Consider the following 20273-nt stretch of genomic DNA (forward strand, 5'->3'; position numbering starts at 1 on the left):
TGGCCAGCCCGACGGATTTACTGCAGGATTACGCGAAAAATTAAGCAATGTCCTTTGCTTCCTCTCATATGTATTGAATAGGAGAGGAGTGAGGTGCGTGAGGGACCAGCTTCATGAGCTGTTAAGGAAAAGGGTGCAGCAGTGCGTTTCCCATTCAAGAAGTTCAATTCATACATGCCCTAAGATTGAAAAAAAGAAAGAATCTCTTTCCGGCCGCTCCGGTGAGATTGTGAAAGCACAGGCAACCGGAAATGTGATCAGAGTCGGCCAGGAGAAGGAAGATGTGACTCCGGTCGAATATAGAGTTCACTTCAAATATCTAATTAAACAAAAAGGCATATTTTATTTGGAAGAAGAGATTGAAGAGCGGATAGCCGACTTCTATAAAGGAGTATTTGTTGAAGACCGGGAGAAAAATCCTTTTAAAGAAATTATCAAGGAAGAAGCGTTTCCAACCCGGGAATTTGAAGAGGAAGAAAGATACGAGTATGAATATGACCGCATGAAGGCAGTACAGTATGCAGAAAAATGGTGGAACAGCTATAATCCGGCTTATAAGAAATTTGAGGTGGACTGCACCAATTATATTTCCCAGTGTCTTCATGTGGGCGGAGGCCCAATGAGGGGATATCCCAACCGCGGTAAAGGCTGGTGGATGAGAAGCGGGAATTGGAGCTACAGCTGGACAGTAGCGAATTCAATGCGGTGGTATCTGCCCAGTTCAAATTCAGGGCTGAGGGCTGAGGAAGTCTCCAGTCCGGATCAGCTCTTAATAGGAGATGTCATTTGCTATGATTTCCAGGGAGACGGGCGCTTTGACCATACCACGATCGTGACGGGCAAAGATGCTTCAGGAATGCCCCTCGTCAATGCCCACACCTATAACAGCCGAATGCGCTATTGGGCTTATGAAGATTCAACAGCTTATACACCAAATATTAAATATAAATTTTTGACAATTACTGATGATCAGTAATTTGTATGGTGATTTCAACGTGATATAATAACACATGCAGATTTAATTTTAGAGGTGAAAAAAGTGGGATTGCATGTAGTATTATATCAGCCGGAAACTCCGGCCAACACAGGCAATATAGCCCGTACCTGCGCGGCTACTGATACGACATTACATCTGATCCGGCCGCTCGGCTTTTCAACAGATGATAAAATGCTGAAGCGGGCAGGCTTGGATTACTGGCAATTTGTAAAAATTGTTTATCATGATTCATTGGACGATTTCTTTAAAAGCACTGAACATGGGGAATACTTCTACTTAACGAAGGATGGCACCAAGTCATATTCCACTTTTGACTATAGCAAAGTCGAGAAGGATTATTATTTTATTTTCGGCAAGGAAACGACCGGTCTTCCCAATGTTGTTATTGAAAACAGCAAAGAGCGCTTATTAAAGGTTCCAATTAACGATAATATCCGTTCGCTTAACTTATCCAACACTGCTGCCATTCTTGTCTATGAAGCACTGCGACAGCAGGAATACTTACATTTAACATAGGAAAACACAGGGCCTGAATGATTATCAGGCCTTTTTCTTTGGAGAAAACTTTCTTCTCTGGGTAAAATGAAAAAGTACATATGGAAAGGATGAGATGTAATGAATGAAGTTACCAACTTGCTGATGGACCATCGTTCCGTCCGGAATTTTGAAGACAGGCCTCTGTCAAAAGAGCAGATTGAAACAATTGTACTATCTGCTCAAGCTGCTTCCACTTCAAGTTTTGTCCAGGCCTATTCAATAATCGGAGTGACAGATAAAGAAAAGAAAGCGAAGCTTGCTGAAATGGCAGGCAATCAGAATTATGTAGCTGAAAATGGCCATTTTTTCGTATTTTGTGCTGATCTGCATCGTCATGAAGTCATCGGACATATGGAAAATAAAAATGTAATTGCATCAATCGAAAGCACAGAGAAGTTTATGGTTGCTGTCATTGATGCTGCTTTGGCTGCGCAGAATGCTGCCATTGCTGCAGAATCATTGGGACTTGGAATCTGCTATATTGGCGGAATAAGAAACAATCTGGAGGGAGTGGCTGAGCTATTAAAAACACCAGACCGTGTGATTCCTTTGTTTGGACTGGCTGTTGGCTGCCCTTCTAAAAAGAACGATAAAAAACCGCGGCTCCCTCTTCAGCACATTTATCATGAAAATGAGTATAATCAGGATGAAACAGCCTACCGCCAAGAGCTGGAAGTGTATAATAAAATCATTTCCGAGTATTATGATGAGCGTACAGGCGGCAAGCGGAAGGACACTTGGACCAGTCAAATTGCCGGCATGCTCGAAAAGCAGACACGCATGTATATGAAGGATTTTGTACAGAAGAACAAGATGGATTTAAGGTAGGAGTATATGGAAATAAGAAAAAAGCTGCTGAATAGATCAGCAGCTTATTTTTTGCTTACGCCTGGCTTGTCATCATAGCCGGCAGTGAAAATAGCAGCAAGGAAAGTAACCATTACACCGATAATAATAATTGTACCCATATATATGTAATCCTCCTTTAGTGTTATCTCAATAAGCATGCATGTAAATATAAGCTTATTATAGCCCAAAAATGAAATACTGTGAATGAAAAGTATGGAGTTTTTTTTACAGTTCGATGACGCCTCGAGGAATTCTAATATTAATTGATCCCCGGAAAAAGTACAAACCAAACTTCTCAATAGTTTACGCATGTTCGATTGCAGGTGCGCATAGAGTATATTAATCGTCTCTGATAATGCGACAGGGGGAGGTCCTTATGGATATTCTAAAAAAAATTGAGATGTACAGACACGAGGAAGAAAAGCTTAAATGGGAAGGGACTTTTGGAGAGTATTTAGAAATTGTCAAAGAGAAGCCATGGGTTGCCCAGTCAGCACATTCGCGGGTATATAATATGATTAAGGATGCCGGTGTCGAAGAAGTGAAAGGGCAAAAACGATACCAATTTTTCAGCAACCAGCTCTTTGGATTAGAAGAAGCATTGGAAAGGCTGGTAGAAGAGTATTTTCACCCTGCTGCCAAACGCCTTGATGTCCGTAAAAGGATCCTTTTATTAATGGGTCCGGTCAGCGGCGGTAAATCAACATTAGTGACAATGCTAAAGAGGGGTTTGGAGCAATATTCCCACGCTGAAAGGGGCGCGGTCTATGCTATTAAGGGCTGCCCAATGCATGAAGATCCGCTTCATTTAATTCCGCATCACCTCCGCAAGGACTTTTATGATGAGTATGGAATAAGAATTGAAGGAAACCTATCGCCATTGAATAGTATGCGTCTCGAACAGGAGTATGGCGGCCGCATAGAAGATGTTTTAATTGAACGAATCATTTTCTCCGAAGATCGCAGGGTGGGGATTGGAACTTTCAGCCCTTCAGATCCGAAATCCCAGGATATTGCTGATCTGACTGGAAGCATTGACTTTTCAACTATTGCTGAATATGGTTCAGAATCCGATCCTCGTGCCTACCGTTTTGACGGGGAACTGAATAAAGCAAACCGAGGTATGATGGAATTCCAGGAAATGCTGAAGTGTGACGAGAAGTTTTTATGGCATTTATTGTCCCTGACTCAGGAAGGCAACTTTAAAGCCGGACGCTTCGCCCTGATTTCGGCAGATGAGCTAATTGTCGCTCACACGAATGAAACAGAGTATCGTTCATTCATTTCCAATAAAAAGAATGAAGCTTTGCATTCCAGGATTATCGTTATGCCAATCCCATATAATTTAAAGGTTTCAGAGGAAGAGAAGATTTACGATAAAATGATCCGTGAAAGCGATGTTTCCAATGTGCACATTGCACCGCATACTTTAAGAGTGGCAGCGATGTTTACGATTTTAACCCGCATGAAGGATCCGAAAAAAGGCGATATTGATTTAGTTAAGAAAATGCGTTTGTATGATGGTGAGAGTGTTGAAGGCTATAATAGAGCAGATGTGGAAGAATTGAAAAAAGAGCATGCAGATGAGGGCATGAGCGGCATTGACCCGCGTTATGTCATCAACAGGATCTCTTCGACAATCATCCGCAAAAATATCACAAGCATCAATGCGCTGGATGTACTGCGATCGCTTAAAGAAGGATTGGATCAGCATCCATCCATCACTCCAGAGCTTAAGGAAAGATACCTGAATTTTATTTCTCTGGCCCGCAAAGAGTATGATGATATCGCCAAGAAAGAAGTCCAAAAGGCATTTGTTTACTCCTATGAAGAATCTGCAAAAACGCTTATGGAAAACTATCTTGATAATGTTGAAGCATACTGCAATAAAGCGAAGCTGCGCGACCCATTAACCGGTGAGGAGATCAGTCCGGATGAAAAGCTGATGCGCTCAATCGAAGAACAAATCGGCATCTCCGAGAATGCGAAGAAAGCATTCAGGGAGGAAATCCTCATCCGCATCTCCGCTTATGCCAGAAAAGGCAAGCGCTTTGACTATAATTCGCATGACCGCCTGCGCGAAGCCATCCAGAAGAAACTCTTCGCTGACCTGAAAGATGTTGTGAAAATCACCACATCTTCAAAAACGCCGGATGAGCAGCAGCTGAAGAAGGTGAATGAGGTAGTAGCACGTCTGATCGACGAACATGGCTATAACTCCACATCAGCAAACGAACTGCTCCGCTATGTGGGAAGCTTGCTGAATCGATAAATGAAGGGCCTGGCAGTATTGATGCCAGGCTTATTTTTTAGTATGTAATTAATAGATTTAATAAATATAAAAAAGAGGCTTCGAAAAGCCTCTTCATCCATTTTTGTCTATTGTTAATGCGGGTTCATTCTTTTTTTTCTGGCATTCCTGACAGACTGGCTTATTTTCAAGGTAAACGGTCCGCTCAAATATCGATAATTCACCGCACCAGCTGCAGCAAAGGATTTCGCTCATAAAATCCCCCCTTTTGTATAATCCTATTTACACTTGGCCATATTTATGCTTCAGAACTATTATAAAAGTTTAGATTGGCCCAATTAGGGGTATAAATACAGCAGAGGTGATATTCATGAAAAAGAAAGAATTAGATAAGGATTATACACCGAGAAACAGCTCAATGGCGGAAAATATTGAAGAAATGGAAAACCTGGGCAAGCAGATGGAAAATATGCGGACCAATAAAGAATTAAAAGAGGATTACGATAAATATCCGGATCCCATTCAGAATAAAAACAAAGACAAGAACCTTCGCTGATCGCGGAGGTTTATTTTTGTATAAAAAATGGGCTTGTCTAAAAGATGCTTCGAATGTCTTATTGTCAAAATTATTTGTAAATTATTTTGTCTTCCCGCATATGATAGAGTAATAAACATTTCTTTGTATTGGTGCATGAATATTAAAATCACTGCCGGGAAATGAATCTATGAAATGAAGGCAGACTGCTGAAATGGGGATGTTTCATCTTTTTTTGACACTCGCGATATTGTATGTTGGAAAGCTGTAATGTGTGAAATTTATTTTAAAAGGAGGGGTTAACATGACGAATGTCAATAACCATCAGTTTGTGATTTCCCAAGAAGATTGGTCCCTCCATCGCAAAGGCTATGATGACCAGCAGCGTCATCAGGATAAAGTCCAGGAAGCAATCCGCAACAATTTGCCTGATTTGATAACGGAAGAAAACATTGTAATGTCGAATGGGCGGGAAGTGGTAAAGATTCCGATTCGCTCATTGGATGAATACAAAATCCGTTATAACTATGATAAAAACAAACATGTCGGCCAAGGCGATGGAGATAGCCAGATTGGAGATGTAGTGGCCCGTGACGGATCCGGCAGCCAGAAAGGACCCGGAAAGGGGCAAGGAGCAGGCGACCAGGCAGGCGAGGATTATTTTGAAGCAGAAGTATCACTCATGGAAATTGAAGAGGCTTTATTTAAACAATTGGAATTGCCTAATTTAAAGAGAAAAGAACAGGATGAAAATGTTGTAGAGGATATTGAATTTAATGACATCAGAAAAACAGGTTTAATGGGCAATATTGATAAGAAAAGGACCATGATGTCGGCATTCAAGCGCAACGCAATGAAGGGCAAGGCAGCGTTCCACCCGATTTATAAGGAAGATTTGAAGTTTAAGACCTGGAATGAAATTGTAAAGCCTGATTCGAAGGCTGTCGTGCTTGCGATGATGGATACGAGCGGATCGATGGGGATCTGGGAAAAGTATATGGCCAGAAGCTTTTTCTTCTGGATGACGCGGTTCCTGAGAACCAAATATGAGACAGTTGAAATTGAATTTATTGCCCACCATACAGAAGCAAAAGTGGTTTCAGAAGAGGACTTTTTTTCAAAAGGAGAAAGCGGTGGAACGATTTGTTCATCTGCCTACCGAAAAGCGCTTGAGCTGATAGATGCCAAGTACGATCCGCGTAAATTTAATATTTATCCTTTCCACTTCTCAGACGGTGATAACCTGACCTCTGATAATGCCCGCTGTGTCAAGCTGGTGGAAGACCTGATGAAGGTGTCCAATATGTTTGGATACGGTGAGGTCAACCAGTACAACCGCCACTCGACTCTGATGTCCGCCTATAAAAATATCAAAAATGATGATTTCCGATATTATATTCTTAAGCAAAAAGCAGATGTATTCCATGCGATGAAAAGCTTTTTCAAACAGGAAGAGGATAAGAAGAAATATGCCTAAAGAGAGGGAAACCTCTCTTTTTATTTCAGCAAAAAGCCCCCATTTTCAGGGGGCTGATGCTATTTAAGCCTGTCTTTTGTAAGCAATTCTTGCCGATTTACTTCACTGGTTTTCATCTCTGCTGAAGTATGTGAATGCTGAACACGACTGGGATTCTCGCTGACACAGCATGGATCAGCGGATTTATCTGCCAGTGTTTTGATATCCGATTCATGGACAACCTCCCGGGCTGAAGCACTCTCCATATATCCTTCAGAGTTTTCGGCAGTGATTCTCTGATTGTCCTGCGTGGAGTTTGGATATTTCCCATAATAGTCAGCGATTAAGACATATTTTCCGTCAAAAACCATGCTTGCGTATCGATCCAGGTCATGTTCATCAAATCGTGTACCATCTTTTTTATCGGGATCAATCCCTGAACTTGTGGCCGGATCTTCCCCCATGAATAGAGCTTTAACAGAATCAAGAAAACGCTGATTGCCCAGCTCCTGGGAACCGACTATCCGCAAGTTCACTCCGTAATTGTCTGCAAAGCTTTCAAGATTTGCGCCATCCTTTGAGACGATCACAAGATTTTCCTTCTGATATCCATTTGACCCTGCACCTTCAATGGCTTCTTTAAGCTCTTGCTGAGTATCGAATCCGCCTATTAATATATTCTTCTGCATATTTTTCACTCCCAGTGTAGTATGATATTTTTTTATTTCCCTGAATTGCTGGCGGAGAAACGTTCTTTTGCTTTTGAAGGGCTGGATGCAATAGCGTTTAGTCCTGAATCATTATATGGCACAAGCCGTATAAATTAATAAAACACAAAGAATACAGTATGATAAAGGTATAATAACTGAATTGAATTGCTGCTGGAGGTGGGCAGATATGGAGATTGAGAAACTGGCTAAAAGGTTAGGGAACAGAACCCCAATTATTTTGGGAAGTGAGCGATTTTCCAAGTTCGCTATTTTGCTTCCGCTGGTTGAAATCAATAATGAGGTACATGTCCTATTTGAAGTGCGTTCACTTAAAATGAGAAGGCAGCCTGGGGAGGTATGTTTCCCCGGCGGAAGGATAGATCCGGAAGATAGGGATGAAGAGCATACGGCCGTCCGTGAAACCTCTGAGGAACTCGGTGTGGGCGAAGACAGCATCACAAATGTTTCCCCGCTGGATTACATGATCTCCTTCGGTCAAATTATTTACCCTTATGCAGGCATTATCCAAAACCCGGACAAGATTGTCCCGAACCCTGATGAAGTAGAAGAGGTTTTTACCGTCCCCCTTTCATTTCTGAAAAAAGTAAAGCCTGAAACATATCACGTAAATTTTAAAGTAGAGCCTGAAGAAAATTTTCCTTTTGATTTAATTGCCGGAGGTGAAAATTACAATTGGCAGACAAGGAGAGCGGAAGAGGTATTTTACTATTTCCAGGACAAGGTCATCTGGGGGCTGACTGCCAGAATCCTTAAACATTTTCTTGAGATCATAACAGAAGATTTCAATGAAAGTGAAAGCGTCTGAAGAAAATAATTTTCAAAAAGGTTGACGCAGTCCTGATAAATGTTTATGATTCATATAAATTGAATACTTAGAAACTTCTTATCAAGAGAGGCGGAGGGACTGACCCTATGATGCCTCGGCAACCAGCATTCATGCACGGTGCCAAATTCAGAGGAATACATTTTCCGAAGATAAGAAGGCGGAATGAACGGAATATTAATTCAAACCCCTTCTTGTCTGTAATGGACGGAAGGGGTTTTTTGTTTTTTAAGGCAGGCACAATAAATTTTATCCAGGGGGAATAAATAATGTCAGCAATAACGATCGGGCTATTGGGGTTTGGAACTGTTGGAAAAGGAGTGTATGAAACAATCAGAAAGCATCAGGGAAGGCTACAGGCGATACTCGGGAAAGAAGTGAAGGTTTCCGCTATCCTGGTCAAAAATGTAAATAAACATTCTTTGCCTGATGATGAGGTGCTTTTAACAGATGACTTTCAGGATATTATTGAGCTTCCAAAGCTTGATGTCGTAATTGATGCCATTGTTGGCAGGGAGCCGGGCTATACGTATCTGCGCCAGGCCATATCGAGAGGATGCCATGTCATTACAGCGAATAAAGAGATGTTTGCATTTCATGGAAGTGAGCTTGCGAGGCTGGCAAAAGAAAAGAATGTATCACTGGGATATGAAGCAACAGTCGGCGGCGGTATCCCCATCATTCAGACCATCAGGCAGCTGCTGAATGCCAACAGGATCGAACGGATTGAAGGAATTTTAAATGGCACATCCAATTTCATTTTGACAAGTATGCGCGAAGAGAACTTATCATTTGAAGAAGCATTGAAAATCGCTCAGGAAAAAGGCTATGCAGAAGCCGATCCTAAAAATGATATCGAAGGATATGACGCCTTTTACAAAGCAGTTGTTCTGAGCGAGCTTGTATTCGGGAAAGCGCCTGCACAGGAATACTCTGTAAGAGAAGGCATTACTGATATTACGATTGAGCAAATCCGATTGGCTGATTCGCTGGGGTTGAAATTCAAGCATGCAGCATCGATTCATAGGGAAAAAGATTCTGTCCGCTGTACAGTAAAGCCGGTCCTGACAGGTGAATCGCATCCTCTATACAGAGTAGAAGGCGTGCAGAATGCCGTTTCAATCGATGCGGATATTGTCGGGAATATCAGTCTGCAGGGACCTGGAGCAGGCATGTTCCCGACAGCGAGTGCGATTATTGAAGATTTAATTCATGTGGGCAAAGCCGATTTCCCTTCAGCATATGAGGAAGCTGCATTGGAAGAGAAGGTCCCTGAACAGCAGCTCTGGGTTATATTGGGTGATGTTGAAGGATATGAATTCCTTGAGGGAGTTGAAATCGTCAGCAAAGTGTCAGAGCAGGCCCTGATCGTTAAGGGAGCTGCAGAGGCTGTGTCATTATTAGACAAATCCGATTTGAAGGCTTATCAAGTGCTTGGAGATTATGCAGTCACGGCAGGGAAGTATAAGCAGGTACAGACGGTCTGAAAAACAGAAGGGGCAAGCCTTTGAGCTGCCCCTCCTGAAGTATGTTTAGAGATGGTGGATACTAAGCCTGCTGTTTATTAAATAAAGGATTATTTAATCCGGAATACAGGTCTTTAACATGAACTGTTACTATCTTAGCGCCAATCTGGACATGGACCATATTATCAAAAACAGCTGTTACCAGGCCGTTTAATGAAACATTCGCACCAATATTGAGATCTTTGCCGGGAGATTTAACATTTTTCTTGTTTGCCATCGTAACACCATCCCATTCCAATTTATTGAAACTTATACATAGAATATTGCCTTTTTATAGTAAAATAAACGCTTTAATAAAAAAAGTCCAGTAAAATAGCTTGTTTTTTTATCGACAAATTGCAATGAAATTAGACACTTATCTAAAAACAGCTGATGGCACATCGAACTGCCTCCATAGGAAGAGGATGAAAAGAATGGAAAGTCCCCATGCGGCAGCTGGCCGCTTGTGGTGCACCCAAAGGATGGTAAACATAACAGTATTGAAAAGAATCGACCATTTTAAACTCCAGCCATTATCGTACTTTATCAGATTAAATTTGATATCAACCACCTCATTTACCGTATAGAGAAGGACCCAGCCTGAGATATAAAGCAGTTTCTTAATAAATTTTCCTCCAGGGAATCTGTATAGATAGATCAAAATAGTTGCCGGATACTTTACAGCCATAATGGAAAAACTGACATGGGTATTTGTAAGATTCACCTTCTCATCGACCCCCTGTGGATCATATGTCCACATCGGATAAAAGTCTGAGAGCAGATATAAATATAAAAAGTCCCCTAATATGTAAAAAAGGATGGTGGGATAATACATTTTCCAATTTCTCCAGTCACCCCACTTCCATAGAGCGAAAATCCACAAAAAAGCATATAGAGCATTCATTCCATTCACCTCTTCCCAGAGCGCACAGTTATTCCTATCCTATCCAATTTAAGAAAAAATAAAAAAACTAAGCAGGTTAAGGCAGATAAATAACCGGAAAACCCAATCAGAAGGGGGCTTTCCGGTCGTTTTTAATATAGCTGTTATTTTCTGTTCCGTGATACATAAGGACTATCGGACATCCAGAATCTCCAGAGATAATCCCGTGCTTCACCGGAATTATCAATGCCTATTCGTGTTCCCCGTTTGATTTCCCCGGGAGGGATTCCTTTAGCAATCATTAGAGGAGGGCTGGTAAAATGGCGGCCATAATCATCTATTGTTATATCGAGAGCTTTAGTTAATTTACCTGGCCCATTAGTGAGGTTTTTAAGATCTTCCATCTTACGTCTTTTCTTCATTAACTCAATTCCGTCGACAGGTTCAATCCCTCTGATCAATACAGCTTCCGGCTTTTCCTTTTGACCGCTCACAACATTAACGAGGCAATGGGTATGCATCACATAAGTGTAGACAAAACCTGGTTCATTAAACATGATTTCGGTCCTTTTTGTTCTCCTGTTCCCAAAGCTGTGTGCTGCTCTATCCTCCGGGCCCATATAAGCTTCCGTCTCGACAATATAGCCTGAGGCAATTCCTTCTTCAGTTTCTTTGATCAATAAGCAGCCCAGAAGAGCTTCAGCCAGCAGAAGCGTCGGCTGCCGGTAAAAGCTGTCTGGAAGAGGAGCATATTGTGTTATCTCTTTCATAGTCAATCTCTCCAATAAGTATTTTATGAGGTTCGGTCTTATGTTTTTACCCTGTGCTATTTTTTCATAACCATACCTGCAGTATAATAGCAAAAGGATTACAAGACAGGATGTGTGCATTAATGAATAAAAATATCGGTTTTATCGGAAGCGGAAAAATGGCTCAGGCGATAATCGGGGGTATATTAAAATCTGATCTGGTGAATGCAAGGCAGATTATTGCTTCAGCGAAAACGGAGAAAACGCTTGTTGACATTAAAAATAGGTGGGATATACAAACACGCTTTTCTAATAGTGAGGCAGCGGAGGAAGCTGATATACTGTTTCTGGCTATTAAGCCTGATGCTCATGCTGCAGTTATTGACGAAATTAAAGATTGCATCCAATCACATGCCATTATCATAACGATTGCGGCCGGCATAAGTCTTTCTTTTCTGGAAAAGTCATTTGGCAGAAAGATTAAAGCAGTCCGTTCCATGCCTAATACTCCTTCTTTGGTGGGTGAAGGCATGAGCGTTCTTTCAGCGAATGAATCACAATCTCCTGAGGAGATGGAAGATGTAATCAAAATATTTTCATGTATTGGCAGAGCAGCGGTTATGGAAGAAAAGATGATGGACGCAATTCCCGCTATCAGCGGTTCTTCGCCCGCTTATGCCTATATGTTCATTGAAGCATTGGCAGATGGCGGTGTAAAAGCCGGACTGCCCCGTAATCAATCTTATGAGCTCGCAGCACAGGCTATTTTGGGGGCAGCCAGGATGGTGCTGGAAACAGGCAGACACCCTGCGGAATTGAAGGATGAGGTTTGTACTCCGGGAGGTGCAACAATAGAAGCCGTTGCAGAACTGGAGAGAAAAGGGTTCCGTTCAGCGGTCATGAGTGCGATGGAACAATGCTTTGAAAAGACAAAGGCACTTTCCCGGAAAAATAATTAGACAAGAATTATTTTTCCAGACCCGGCACTTTTATAATGCCGGGTTCTTCAATGGTTTTAGGCACAAAAATAAAGAAAAACAAGAACATTCGGCAGCGAAATGGAATATATAATAAGAAAATTTAAATTTTAATTCCGACTTGACTCATAGGAATACATGTATTATAGTAAGTCATTATAATAACATCTTTTGGGGAGGATTCAGTCCGATGAGTACAGGACTTTTAATTTTAAATATTATTGTAATGCTTCTGCTTTTAGGCGCATTGTTCTTTATGCAGAAAAAGCATATCTCATTCTCAAAGCGTGTGTTTACAGCGCTTGGTTTAGGGATCCTGTTTGGCTTTGCACTTCAGCTGATATATGGACCTGGTGCTGAGGTTATTGCCAAATCTGCAGACTGGTTTAATTTAGTTGGCGGAGGTTATGTGAAGTTCCTGCAAATGATCGTCATGCCTCTTGTCTTCATTTCAATTTTAGGGGCTTTTACTAAGCTTAAATTAACAAATAATATTGGGAAAATCAGTGTGCTAATCCTTGGACTGCTTGTAGGTACCACTGCAGTTGCTGCTGCTGTCGGAATTGCAACAGCTGTCGGTTTTGACCTGGAGGCTGTCCAAATCAGCGGAGGCGACGCTGAGACTGCCCGCGGGCAGCAGCTTGAAGAAACATATCAGGGCATTGAAGGAAGAACGTTCCCGCAGCAAATGCTTGATTTGCTTCCGGCCAACCCATTCCTTGATTTTACAGGGGCAAGACCAACATCAACGATTTCAGTCGTTATCTTTGCAGCCTTTTTAGGGATTGCTTATCTTGGTGTGAGAAGGAAATCACCAGAGCAGGCTGAACTCTTTGCGAAAATTGTGGATGCATTCTATGCAATCATCATGCGAGTTGTAACATTAATATTACGCTTAACACCATATGGAGTTTTGGCAATTATGACGAAAACAGTCGCGATGAGTGACTTTGACTCCATCTTGAATTTAGGTAAGTTTGTTATTGCTTCTTATGTCGCACTTGCCATTATGTTCCTGATTCACCTGCTGCTTTTAACATTAAGCGGATTAAATCCAATCACTTATTTGAAAAAAGCATTTCCGGTATTGACCTTTGCTTTTACGTCAAGAACAAGTGCCGGTGCGTTGCCTTTGAATATTAAAACGCAAAAGTCACTCGGTGTTCCAGAAGGAATTGCCAACTTTGCAGGATCATTCGGCCTTTCCATTGGCCAAAATGGATGTGCGGGTATCTATCCGGCCATGCTGGCTGTAATGATTGCTCCGACTGTGGGCATTAACCCGCTGTCACCGGGATTTATCTTTACTCTCATTCTTATTGTAGCGATCAGCTCCTTTGGTGTGGCAGGGGTCGGAGGCGGTGCGACATTCGCAGCGATCCTGGTATTATCTGCCCTTGACCTGCCTATTGCACTGGCTGGCTTGCTGATCTCCATTGAACCGCTAATCGATATGGGACGCACAGCCCTTAATGTCAGCGGATCCATGACCTCCGGTATCCTGACGAGCAGAGTCACAGGTGAAATGGATGGAAACCTTTATAACGATATGAATGAAAAAATAGAAGCAGAAGCATAAGAAAAATCGACAGGTGCCTGGCACCTGTCGATTTTTTTCATTTGACCGTCTTTTTTATAACCGTTAAGGAGGTCATGGCGCCCACAAATAATATGGTTATAAACGAGTACAGGAATTTTTCAATACCGACTATTTTTATTCCGCTTAAAATAACCAATCCATCAATTGCAAATATTAAAGCGCCGATGTTAATAGGAAGGAGCTTTGTCATCAGCTGTGCCAGCAGGTCTGTGCCCCCTGTGCTGGTTTCATAACGAAGCATAAGACCGATCCCAAAACCCACCAGGCAGCCTCCTAAAATGGAGCTGGGCAATATGGAAAGCTCAAAATGCCCTCGCAAAGAAGAAAGCAAATCAATAATGAAGGATGAAATCAGAAGGCCATGCAGGCTATAGAAGAAGTATTTTTTCTCATAAAACCAGGCAAGTACATATAATGGAATGCTCAGGACAATCATGCTCAACCCAGTGGGGTATTCGTAGTAATAATGGAGGATCAGCCCTATGCCAATAATGCCCCCGTCAAGTAAATGGTGGGGGACAAGGAAGCCGTTAATGCCAATGCCTAATAATAAACTTCCTATTAAAGTTACAAGCAGCTTTTCAAACATAAGCCTATCACCCTAACTTGTCCATTCTTTACTTCTAGAATATGAATGGATAGGGATGAAATAGAAGCGGTTTCATGCAAAAAAAGCTTGTCCGGATTGGACAAGCTTTTGATCTGGTTCAGTTTGGGGCTTCCGGTTAGTGAGGCAGGAACGCAAGCTGGTAAAAGAATAATACTGCAAATAAATATACAAGGGGATGAACGTCTCTCCATTTCCCTTTTACCACTTTCATAAGCGGATAAGCAATAAAGCCAAGTGCAATACCTGTTGCAATGCTGGATGTCAGCGGCATGCTTAAGATAATCAGGAATGCAGGGAATGCTTCATCAAGTTCATTCCATTTAATATGAGAAATGCTGCCCATCATCAGGCTTCCAACGATAATCAGGGCAGGTGCAGTAATGGCCGCAAGACCTGATACCGCACTGACAAGAGGTCCAAAGAAAGCTGAAAGAAGAAACAAACCTGCAACAGTTAAGGTTGTTAATCCAGTTCTTCCGCCGACTGACACACCTGTTGAAGATTCAATATAGGCCGAAGTCGGACTTGTACCGAACATGGCACCGATAGAAGTAGCGATGGAATCCGACAAAAGGGCCTCACGTGCTCTGGGCATCGTTTTGCCTTTCATTAATCCGGCCTGCTGGGCTACGCCGATCATCGTTCCAGTCGTATCAAAAATCGTTACAAGCAGGAAGGAGAAAACAACGGCGTATAAACTGTGCTGGATAACATCTCCAATTGCTTCAAATGGATTTAAAATGATGATTCCATCCGGAAGCGAAGGCAATGAAACAAATCCTTGTTCAAAAGAAAGCTGTCCAGTAAAGAAGGCAATCAGGGCAGTGATAATCATGCCGAAAAATAAAGCTCCGTTAATCCCGAGCGTCATGAGAATCAATGTTACAGCAAGACCGATAAGCGCAAGAATGGATTGAGGAGAATGCAAGTCTCCGAGTGCCACAAGATTTGTTGGGTGGCTTGTAATCAGCCCGGTTAAGCGCAAGCCGATAAAAGCGATAAATAATCCGATTCCGGCAGTAATTCCGTGCTTTAAATTATCCGGTATTGCAATAATCAGCTTTTCCCGGAAAGGCGTAAGTGACAATATAATGAAGATAATACCAGCAATAAATACTGCTGAGAATGCAGTCATGTAATCAATATTTCCATGGGTGCCGACAACAGAGTAGGCAAAATAGGCGTTCAGGCCCATTCCCGGTGCGATGGCAATCGGATAATTGGCGAACAGTGCCATCCATAGAGTACCTGCGACAGTTGCAATAATGGTTGCAGAAAAGACTTGCTCAAAAGGCACACCTGCATCAGATAAGATAACAGGGTTTACAACCACAATATAAACCATAGTTAAGAAAGTTGTGATGCCTGCCAAGACCTCAGTCTTTACGTTTGTTTGATTTTCTTTTAATTTGAACATAAAAAGTCCCCCATAAACTATAACTTCTTTCAGGTTATATGTGTAATTGATAAATACGAACGTTTAGAAAGCACAAATAATATAATATTCGTTTTTGATGAAAATTTCAAGACCTTAATATTATTATTCTATATATTGGCTGTTTCATCCTAATATATAGAAAAAAGCTTCCCTATTACTGCTGCGGAAATTTACTTTCCGAGATAAAAATGTGTTGATTATCAATAGAGTATACTTATACACTAAGGTCAAACGACAACGAAATGGGGTTGGCCAATGTTTGCAAATCTTAAAACCATGAAGCTTAGTCAGCAGGCCGAATATTTAACGAAGGCCCTTGTACAGATGGAGAGCTATAACCATTCAGATGGAGAAGGGCATAAAGCTGACTTTCTAAAGGAAGTCATCTGTTCGTATCCATCTTTTCAGGATAATGATCATTTAGTATGGACCCAGGAAATCCCCGGAGATGAATTGGGCCGCAAGAATGTGTTTGCCTTCCTCAAGGGGAGGGAGGTGAGCAAAAAGACCATTATATATCTGGCCCATTTGGACACCGTTGGCACAGAGGATTTTGGTCCCATTCAAGGCATGGCCCATGATCCCGATAAGCTGCAGGAGTTTTTTGAACAATACGGCTCTGATCCGGAAGTGCAGGAAGATGCCCGGTCCAATGAGTGGCTTTTTGGTAGAGGGGCATTGGATATGCAGAGCGGAATTGCTGTCCATCTGGCCAATCTCCTGTATTTCTCGGAAAATCCCGGCGAATTGGACGGGAATTTGCTGGTTATGTTCAACGCTGATGAGGAGGGTGAGCATAAAGGAAGCAGAGCAGCCCTTTCGGAATTGCTGAGGCTGAAAGAAAAAATGGACCTGGAATATATGGCTGCCATAAATAATGATTTTATCTCTCCATTGTATGACGGAGATGCCACTAAGTATATCTACACGGGTACAGCAGGCAAGATTTTGCCGTGTTTCTCCATTTTCGGAAGAGAGACCCACGCCGGTGAAAGTCTTGCGGGAATTGATCCTACATTGATTGCTGCAGAGCTGACTGCGCGTATCAGCCAGAATTTTCAGCTGACTGAGAAGCTGGAAGGAGAACTTGTGCTTCCGCCAAGCTGTTTATATATGAGGGATGATAAAAAACGATATGACGTTCAGACGGCAGTTGGCTGCAGGGTTTACTTCAATTACTTTTTCTATGAGAAACCTCTGAAGCAGCTTTCGAAAGAACTTAGAATGATTGCAGAAGATGCGGCCATCGCTGTTGAGCACCGACTGGAAGGTGCCTATAAGGACTTTCGGACCGTCAATAAGCTGCCGGAAAGACAGCTGGACTGGGGAACAGAAGTGACGGCTTTAGATGAATTCCTTGTCTATCTTGAAGAAAAGGGCATCGATACGGCAAGTGTTATGGAAGAAGCAAGGAAAAAGAGCTCGCTTCATGAAACTGATGCCAGAATGATTGCTTTTGATATTGTAGAAGCTCTCCACCAATCAGACCCTGAGAAGAAACCCAGGGTGATTCTTTTCTATGGAACACCCTTTCTTCCTGCCAACACGATTGATGTGACTGCAGAAAGAGGCATCTTTTTAAAAAGTTGTCTGGAGGAAGTTCTTGCTGAAGAGGCTAAGAAAACAGGCGAGACATTCAAGGTGCGTAAATATTTCCCTTACTTATCGGATGGAAGCTTTTTATCTTTTGACGGTTCGGATGAGGACATACAATCTCTTAAAAAGAATTTTCCGGCATTGAACAGCCTATTTCCGATTCCATTAAAGGCGATGAGGGATTTGAATATACCTGTAATTAACCTTGGTGTTTATGGCAAAGCTGGCCACAAGTGGACTGAGCGGGTCTATAAACCGTATACATTTGACATTTTGCCTGAGGTTATCCGAAAGCTTACAAAAAGAATCCTTGAAAAGCCGGGAAATTGAGTTTCTCGCCTTTGGAGTCAGAAGTAACTTTAACTGGAAAATGGCGTCTAATGTATGGAGAGAATTCGGGGGCGGTGACAGAATGATAAAGGCTGTAATTTTTGATTTTGATGGAACTATTGTAGACACAGAATCTTTATGGTATGAGGTCTTTAAACAAATCCTGTTTGAAGATTACGGATTTGAACTTGGACTGGAGGATTTTGCGAAGGGCATAGGCACCACAGATGATATTCTATTTGATTATATTGATGATAAATTAGGTATTAAAGTTAATCGTAAATCTATACAGGAAAAAACAGAAAGAGCATTCCAGAGCCAAAGGGATATTTTAATTCTGAGAGAAGGGATTCAGGAACTGATAGACAAATGCATTGAAAAAGGCCTTAAGCTTGGAGTCGCGTCCAGCTCAGGAAGAGAGTGGGTTAAGCATTATTTAAAACATTTTGGAATCGAGGCTTTATTCCGAACGGTCAAAACAAAAGAGGATGTTGACAAGGTAAAGCCTGATCCTGCTCTTTACATAAAAGCCCTTGAAGACATGGGCGTTGAACCGGAAGAAAGTCTGGCCATCGAAGATTCCGTAAATGGGTCAATTGCTGCTGTTCAGGCAGGAATGCACTGTGTGGCTGTTCCTAATGATGTGACGCGTTTTCTTTCCTTTCATGAGAAGGTTATGCGGTACAAGGCATTTTCTGAAATACCCATTGATGAACTGATAATGGAGCAAAGCGGCAGATAAAAAAAGGAGCAGGCTAAGCCCGCTCCTCTTAAATTAAAAAATTGCATTCAAGATTAAGTATACAATACCCGCTAATGTTGCTGATATCGGCAATGTGATTACCCATGTGATAAGCATTCTCTGTGCAGTTCCCCATTTAACACCTTTAAGTCTGTGGGCAGATCCTACACCCAGGATAGAAGAAGAGATAACATGTGTAGTACTTACTGGTAAATGAATAAAGGTTGCGCCAAAAATGATCATTGCACCAGTTAAGTCTGCTGCAACTCCATTTATTGGACGGATTTTCATGATCTTCCCGCCGACTGTTTTAATAATTTTCCAGCCGCCGATGGATGTCCCGAGCCCCATTGCTAATGCACAGGAAAACTGTACCCAAAATGGTATATCATCTGTAGTGACATAGTTGTTTGCAATAAGCGCCATTGTAATAATCCCCATGGCTTTCTGCGCATCATTTGTTCCATGTGTATAAGATTGAAGAGCAGCTGTGAAAATCTGGAAAACTCTGAAATTCCGGTTTGTCTTTGTAAGGTTGTTATGTTTAAAGACAATCTTAAAAATACTGTATACGATAAAACCGACTGCAAAAGCAATTAATGGCGAAAAGATAAGTGCTTGCAGAATTTTTAAAAAACCTTGATAATTTAAAGCTGAAAATCCTGCTGCCGCAATCGCAGCTCCGGCAATCGAACCAATGATTGCATGGGAAGAGCTGCTTGGAATGCCATAATACCAAGTCAGCAGATTCCAGAATATCGCAGCAACTAAAGCTGCCAGAATGACAAGAGAACCATTCTGCAAAGTGAAGGGGTCCACTATATCCTTTGTTATGGTTTTGGCAACCCCAGTAAATGTCATGGCACCAACAAAGTTCATGACTGCCGCCAAAATGATTGCATGTCTTGGTTTAAGCGCCTTAGTGGAGACAGCGGTTGCTATTGCGTTTGCCGTATCATGAAATCCATTGATGAAATCAAATGCCAGAGCTCCAATGACAATCAGGATTGTTATAATTAAAACTGCATCCATTGTTATCGCCCCTTAAGCATTTTTCATGATGATGGTTTCAAGCGTATTGGCGACATTCTGACAGCTGTCCGCAATATCTTCAAGTGTTTCATAAATTTCTTTATACTGAATGATGCGGATAGGGTCTTTTTCTGTGGCAAACAGATGCTTGATTGACTGGCGGCGGACTCCATCACATTTGGATTCGTAATCTTTGATTTTGATTGCATGATCTCTTATTTGCAGTAATTTCTTAGTTGAAAGAAGTTCAACAGATTTTTCAATTTCAATTGCACAGTTCTTAATCGCATCCACGAACTTCAGCATGAATTCATCAGCCTGTGTCATGGAATACATTTCAAATAAATCAGCACATTCTTCAAATCCATCCAGCACATCATCCATGCTCATGGCGAGGTGAAGAATATCTTCTCTTTCAATCGGCGTAATAAAAGCGTTATTTAACTCCTTAATGACTTCATGGACATAGGAATCGCCTTTTGTTTCATAATCCTTCATAGTTTTTGAAAAGGTTTTTAAATCACTGACATTGTTGATCTTATAGTCGGCAAAATAAATTGCACTATCCTTTAAATTCATGGAAATATTGCTTAACAGCGTGTTAAACTTGTCCTTTTTCTTAAAAACCATTT

General features: G+C 41.7%; 21 protein-coding genes and 1 riboswitch. Of the genes, 12 read left to right on the forward strand and 9 right to left on the reverse strand.

Features of this window, described 5'->3' with window-relative positions:
* Window positions 1–97: 97 nt before the first annotated feature.
* The 4 genes from BK139_RS20965 (at window position 98) to BK139_RS20980 (ending at window position 4655) form a co-directional block, all read left to right on the forward strand.
* The gene (locus BK139_RS20965; RefSeq protein WP_076262661.1) at window positions 98–976 is read left to right on the forward strand and encodes an amidase domain-containing protein; all 879 of its coding nucleotides are present in this window, start codon (window positions 98–100) and stop codon (window positions 974–976) included.
* Between the two features lie 63 nt (window positions 977–1039).
* Window positions 1040–1513: a tRNA (uridine(34)/cytosine(34)/5-carboxymethylaminomethyluridine(34)-2'-O)-methyltransferase TrmL gene (gene trmL, locus BK139_RS20970; protein ID WP_076262663.1), complete on the forward strand. Its 474-nt coding sequence runs from the start codon at window positions 1040–1042 to the stop codon at window positions 1511–1513.
* A gap of 99 nt (window positions 1514–1612) precedes the next feature.
* Complete coding sequence (gene nfsA / locus BK139_RS20975) at window positions 1613–2362, forward strand: oxygen-insensitive NADPH nitroreductase (protein ID WP_076262665.1); 750 nt, start codon at window positions 1613–1615, stop codon at window positions 2360–2362.
* 397 nt (window positions 2363–2759) lie between these two features.
* Window positions 2760–4655: a PrkA family serine protein kinase gene (locus tag BK139_RS20980; protein ID WP_048011724.1), complete on the forward strand. Its 1896-nt coding sequence runs from the start codon at window positions 2760–2762 to the stop codon at window positions 4653–4655.
* Window positions 4656–4748: 93 nt separating this feature from the next.
* On the opposite strand, the gene BK139_RS24165 is transcribed toward BK139_RS20980, so the two are convergent.
* On the reverse strand, window positions 4749–4889 hold the full coding sequence (locus tag BK139_RS24165) for a hypothetical protein (RefSeq protein ID WP_175609171.1): 141 nt from the start codon (window positions 4887–4889) through the stop codon (window positions 4749–4751).
* 115 nt (window positions 4890–5004) lie between these two features.
* On the opposite strand from BK139_RS24165, the gene BK139_RS20985 reads away from it, so the two are divergent.
* Complete coding sequence (locus BK139_RS20985) at window positions 5005–5190, forward strand: hypothetical protein (protein ID WP_076262668.1); 186 nt, start codon at window positions 5005–5007, stop codon at window positions 5188–5190.
* 283 nt (window positions 5191–5473) lie between these two features.
* Window positions 5474–6646 (forward strand): sporulation protein YhbH, encoded by a 1173-nt coding sequence (gene yhbH / locus BK139_RS20990; RefSeq protein WP_076262671.1) that lies wholly within the window; start codon window positions 5474–5476, stop codon window positions 6644–6646.
* A 59-nt stretch (window positions 6647–6705) separates the two neighbouring features.
* On the opposite strand, the gene BK139_RS20995 is transcribed toward yhbH, so the two are convergent.
* On the reverse strand, window positions 6706–7314 hold the full coding sequence (locus BK139_RS20995; protein ID WP_076262674.1) for a general stress protein: 609 nt from the start codon (window positions 7312–7314) through the stop codon (window positions 6706–6708).
* A gap of 208 nt (window positions 7315–7522) precedes the next feature.
* Between BK139_RS20995 and BK139_RS21000 the strand changes: the two genes are divergently transcribed.
* Window positions 7523–8161 carry an NUDIX hydrolase gene (locus BK139_RS21000; protein WP_076262677.1) on the forward strand — a complete coding sequence of 213 codons (639 nt, stop codon included), beginning with the start codon at window positions 7523–7525 and terminating at the stop codon, window positions 8159–8161.
* Between the two features lie 75 nt (window positions 8162–8236).
* Window positions 8237–8338: riboswitch (SAM riboswitch) on the forward strand.
* A gap of 110 nt (window positions 8339–8448) precedes the next feature.
* Window positions 8449–9666, forward strand: a complete 1218-nt coding sequence (locus tag BK139_RS21005) for a homoserine dehydrogenase (RefSeq protein ID WP_076262679.1) — start codon at window positions 8449–8451, stop codon at window positions 9664–9666.
* Between the two features lie 61 nt (window positions 9667–9727).
* Here the strand turns inward: BK139_RS21005 and BK139_RS21010 are convergent, their stop codons facing one another.
* From BK139_RS21010 to BK139_RS21020, 3 genes are all read right to left on the reverse strand, one after another.
* Entirely contained in the window at window positions 9728–9922 is a 195-nt protein-coding gene (locus BK139_RS21010) for a hypothetical protein (RefSeq protein WP_035326689.1), read from the reverse strand.
* A 138-nt stretch (window positions 9923–10060) separates the two neighbouring features.
* Complete coding sequence (locus BK139_RS21015; protein WP_076262681.1) at window positions 10061–10588, reverse strand: CBO0543 family protein; 528 nt, start codon at window positions 10586–10588, stop codon at window positions 10061–10063.
* A 143-nt stretch (window positions 10589–10731) separates the two neighbouring features.
* Window positions 10732–11337 (reverse strand): DNA-3-methyladenine glycosylase, encoded by a 606-nt coding sequence (locus BK139_RS21020; protein ID WP_076262684.1) that lies wholly within the window; start codon window positions 11335–11337, stop codon window positions 10732–10734.
* Between the two features lie 122 nt (window positions 11338–11459).
* Between BK139_RS21020 and proC the strand changes: the two genes are divergently transcribed.
* Both proC and BK139_RS21030 read left to right on the forward strand, forming a co-directional pair.
* The gene (proC, locus tag BK139_RS21025; protein ID WP_076262687.1) at window positions 11460–12275 is read left to right on the forward strand and encodes a pyrroline-5-carboxylate reductase; all 816 of its coding nucleotides are present in this window, start codon (window positions 11460–11462) and stop codon (window positions 12273–12275) included.
* Window positions 12276–12483: 208 nt separating this feature from the next.
* Window positions 12484–13872 carry an L-cystine transporter gene (locus BK139_RS21030; RefSeq protein WP_076262690.1) on the forward strand — a complete coding sequence of 463 codons (1389 nt, stop codon included), beginning with the start codon at window positions 12484–12486 and terminating at the stop codon, window positions 13870–13872.
* A 37-nt stretch (window positions 13873–13909) separates the two neighbouring features.
* Here BK139_RS21030 and BK139_RS21035 read toward each other — a convergent pair whose 3' ends face one another.
* Entirely contained in the window at window positions 13910–14482 is a 573-nt protein-coding gene (locus BK139_RS21035; RefSeq protein WP_076262693.1) for a YitT family protein, read from the reverse strand.
* A 136-nt stretch (window positions 14483–14618) separates the two neighbouring features.
* Window positions 14619–15920, reverse strand: a complete 1302-nt coding sequence (locus BK139_RS21040) for an NCS2 family permease (protein WP_076262695.1) — start codon at window positions 15918–15920, stop codon at window positions 14619–14621.
* A 276-nt stretch (window positions 15921–16196) separates the two neighbouring features.
* On the opposite strand from BK139_RS21040, the gene BK139_RS21045 reads away from it, so the two are divergent.
* Both BK139_RS21045 and BK139_RS21050 read left to right on the forward strand, forming a co-directional pair.
* Entirely contained in the window at window positions 16197–17867 is a 1671-nt protein-coding gene (locus BK139_RS21045) for a M20 family metallopeptidase (protein WP_076262698.1), read from the forward strand.
* Between the two features lie 82 nt (window positions 17868–17949).
* Window positions 17950–18609 (forward strand): HAD family hydrolase, encoded by a 660-nt coding sequence (locus BK139_RS21050; protein WP_076262700.1) that lies wholly within the window; start codon window positions 17950–17952, stop codon window positions 18607–18609.
* 33 nt (window positions 18610–18642) lie between these two features.
* On the opposite strand, the gene BK139_RS21055 is transcribed toward BK139_RS21050, so the two are convergent.
* Both BK139_RS21055 and BK139_RS21060 read right to left on the reverse strand, forming a co-directional pair.
* Window positions 18643–19641 (reverse strand): inorganic phosphate transporter, encoded by a 999-nt coding sequence (locus BK139_RS21055; RefSeq protein WP_076262703.1) that lies wholly within the window; start codon window positions 19639–19641, stop codon window positions 18643–18645.
* A 12-nt stretch (window positions 19642–19653) separates the two neighbouring features.
* On the reverse strand, window positions 19654–20271 hold the full coding sequence (locus BK139_RS21060; RefSeq protein ID WP_048011739.1) for a DUF47 domain-containing protein: 618 nt from the start codon (window positions 20269–20271) through the stop codon (window positions 19654–19656).
* Window positions 20272–20273: the final 2 nt, after the last annotated feature.

Origin of the sequence: Paenibacillus sp. FSL R5-0490, from assembly GCF_001956215.1 — a bacterium.
In the GTDB taxonomy this organism is placed as follows: Bacteria; Bacillota; Bacilli; order Bacillales; family Cytobacillaceae; genus Cytobacillus.

Coding starts and splice junctions, on each gene's coding strand:
- BK139_RS24165 (WP_175609171.1), bottom strand. CDS start 4,889: ATGAGCGAAATCCTTTGCTGCAGCTGGTGCGGTGAATTATCGATATTT.
- nfsA (WP_076262665.1), top strand. CDS start 1,613: ATGAATGAAGTTACCAACTTGCTGATGGACCATCGTTCCGTCCGGAAT.
- BK139_RS21045 (WP_076262698.1), top strand. CDS start 16,197: ATGTTTGCAAATCTTAAAACCATGAAGCTTAGTCAGCAGGCCGAATAT.
- BK139_RS20980 (WP_048011724.1), top strand. CDS start 2,760: ATGGATATTCTAAAAAAAATTGAGATGTACAGACACGAGGAAGAAAAG.
- BK139_RS21020 (WP_076262684.1), bottom strand. CDS start 11,337: ATGAAAGAGATAACACAATATGCTCCTCTTCCAGACAGCTTTTACCGG.
- BK139_RS21050 (WP_076262700.1), top strand. CDS start 17,950: ATGATAAAGGCTGTAATTTTTGATTTTGATGGAACTATTGTAGACACA.
- proC (WP_076262687.1), top strand. CDS start 11,460: ATGAATAAAAATATCGGTTTTATCGGAAGCGGAAAAATGGCTCAGGCG.
- BK139_RS21060 (WP_048011739.1), bottom strand. CDS start 20,271: ATGGTTTTTAAGAAAAAGGACAAGTTTAACACGCTGTTAAGCAATATT.
- BK139_RS21015 (WP_076262681.1), bottom strand. CDS start 10,588: ATGAATGCTCTATATGCTTTTTTGTGGATTTTCGCTCTATGGAAGTGG.
- BK139_RS21055 (WP_076262703.1), bottom strand. CDS start 19,641: ATGGATGCAGTTTTAATTATAACAATCCTGATTGTCATTGGAGCTCTG.
- BK139_RS21040 (WP_076262695.1), bottom strand. CDS start 15,920: ATGTTCAAATTAAAAGAAAATCAAACAAACGTAAAGACTGAGGTCTTG.
- BK139_RS21035 (WP_076262693.1), bottom strand. CDS start 14,482: ATGTTTGAAAAGCTGCTTGTAACTTTAATAGGAAGTTTATTATTAGGC.
- BK139_RS20995 (WP_076262674.1), bottom strand. CDS start 7,314: ATGCAGAAGAATATATTAATAGGCGGATTCGATACTCAGCAAGAGCTT.
- BK139_RS21005 (WP_076262679.1), top strand. CDS start 8,449: ATGTCAGCAATAACGATCGGGCTATTGGGGTTTGGAACTGTTGGAAAA.
- BK139_RS21000 (WP_076262677.1), top strand. CDS start 7,523: ATGGAGATTGAGAAACTGGCTAAAAGGTTAGGGAACAGAACCCCAATT.
- BK139_RS21030 (WP_076262690.1), top strand. CDS start 12,484: ATGAGTACAGGACTTTTAATTTTAAATATTATTGTAATGCTTCTGCTT.
- yhbH (WP_076262671.1), top strand. CDS start 5,474: ATGACGAATGTCAATAACCATCAGTTTGTGATTTCCCAAGAAGATTGG.
- BK139_RS20985 (WP_076262668.1), top strand. CDS start 5,005: ATGAAAAAGAAAGAATTAGATAAGGATTATACACCGAGAAACAGCTCA.
- BK139_RS21010 (WP_035326689.1), bottom strand. CDS start 9,922: ATGGCAAACAAGAAAAATGTTAAATCTCCCGGCAAAGATCTCAATATT.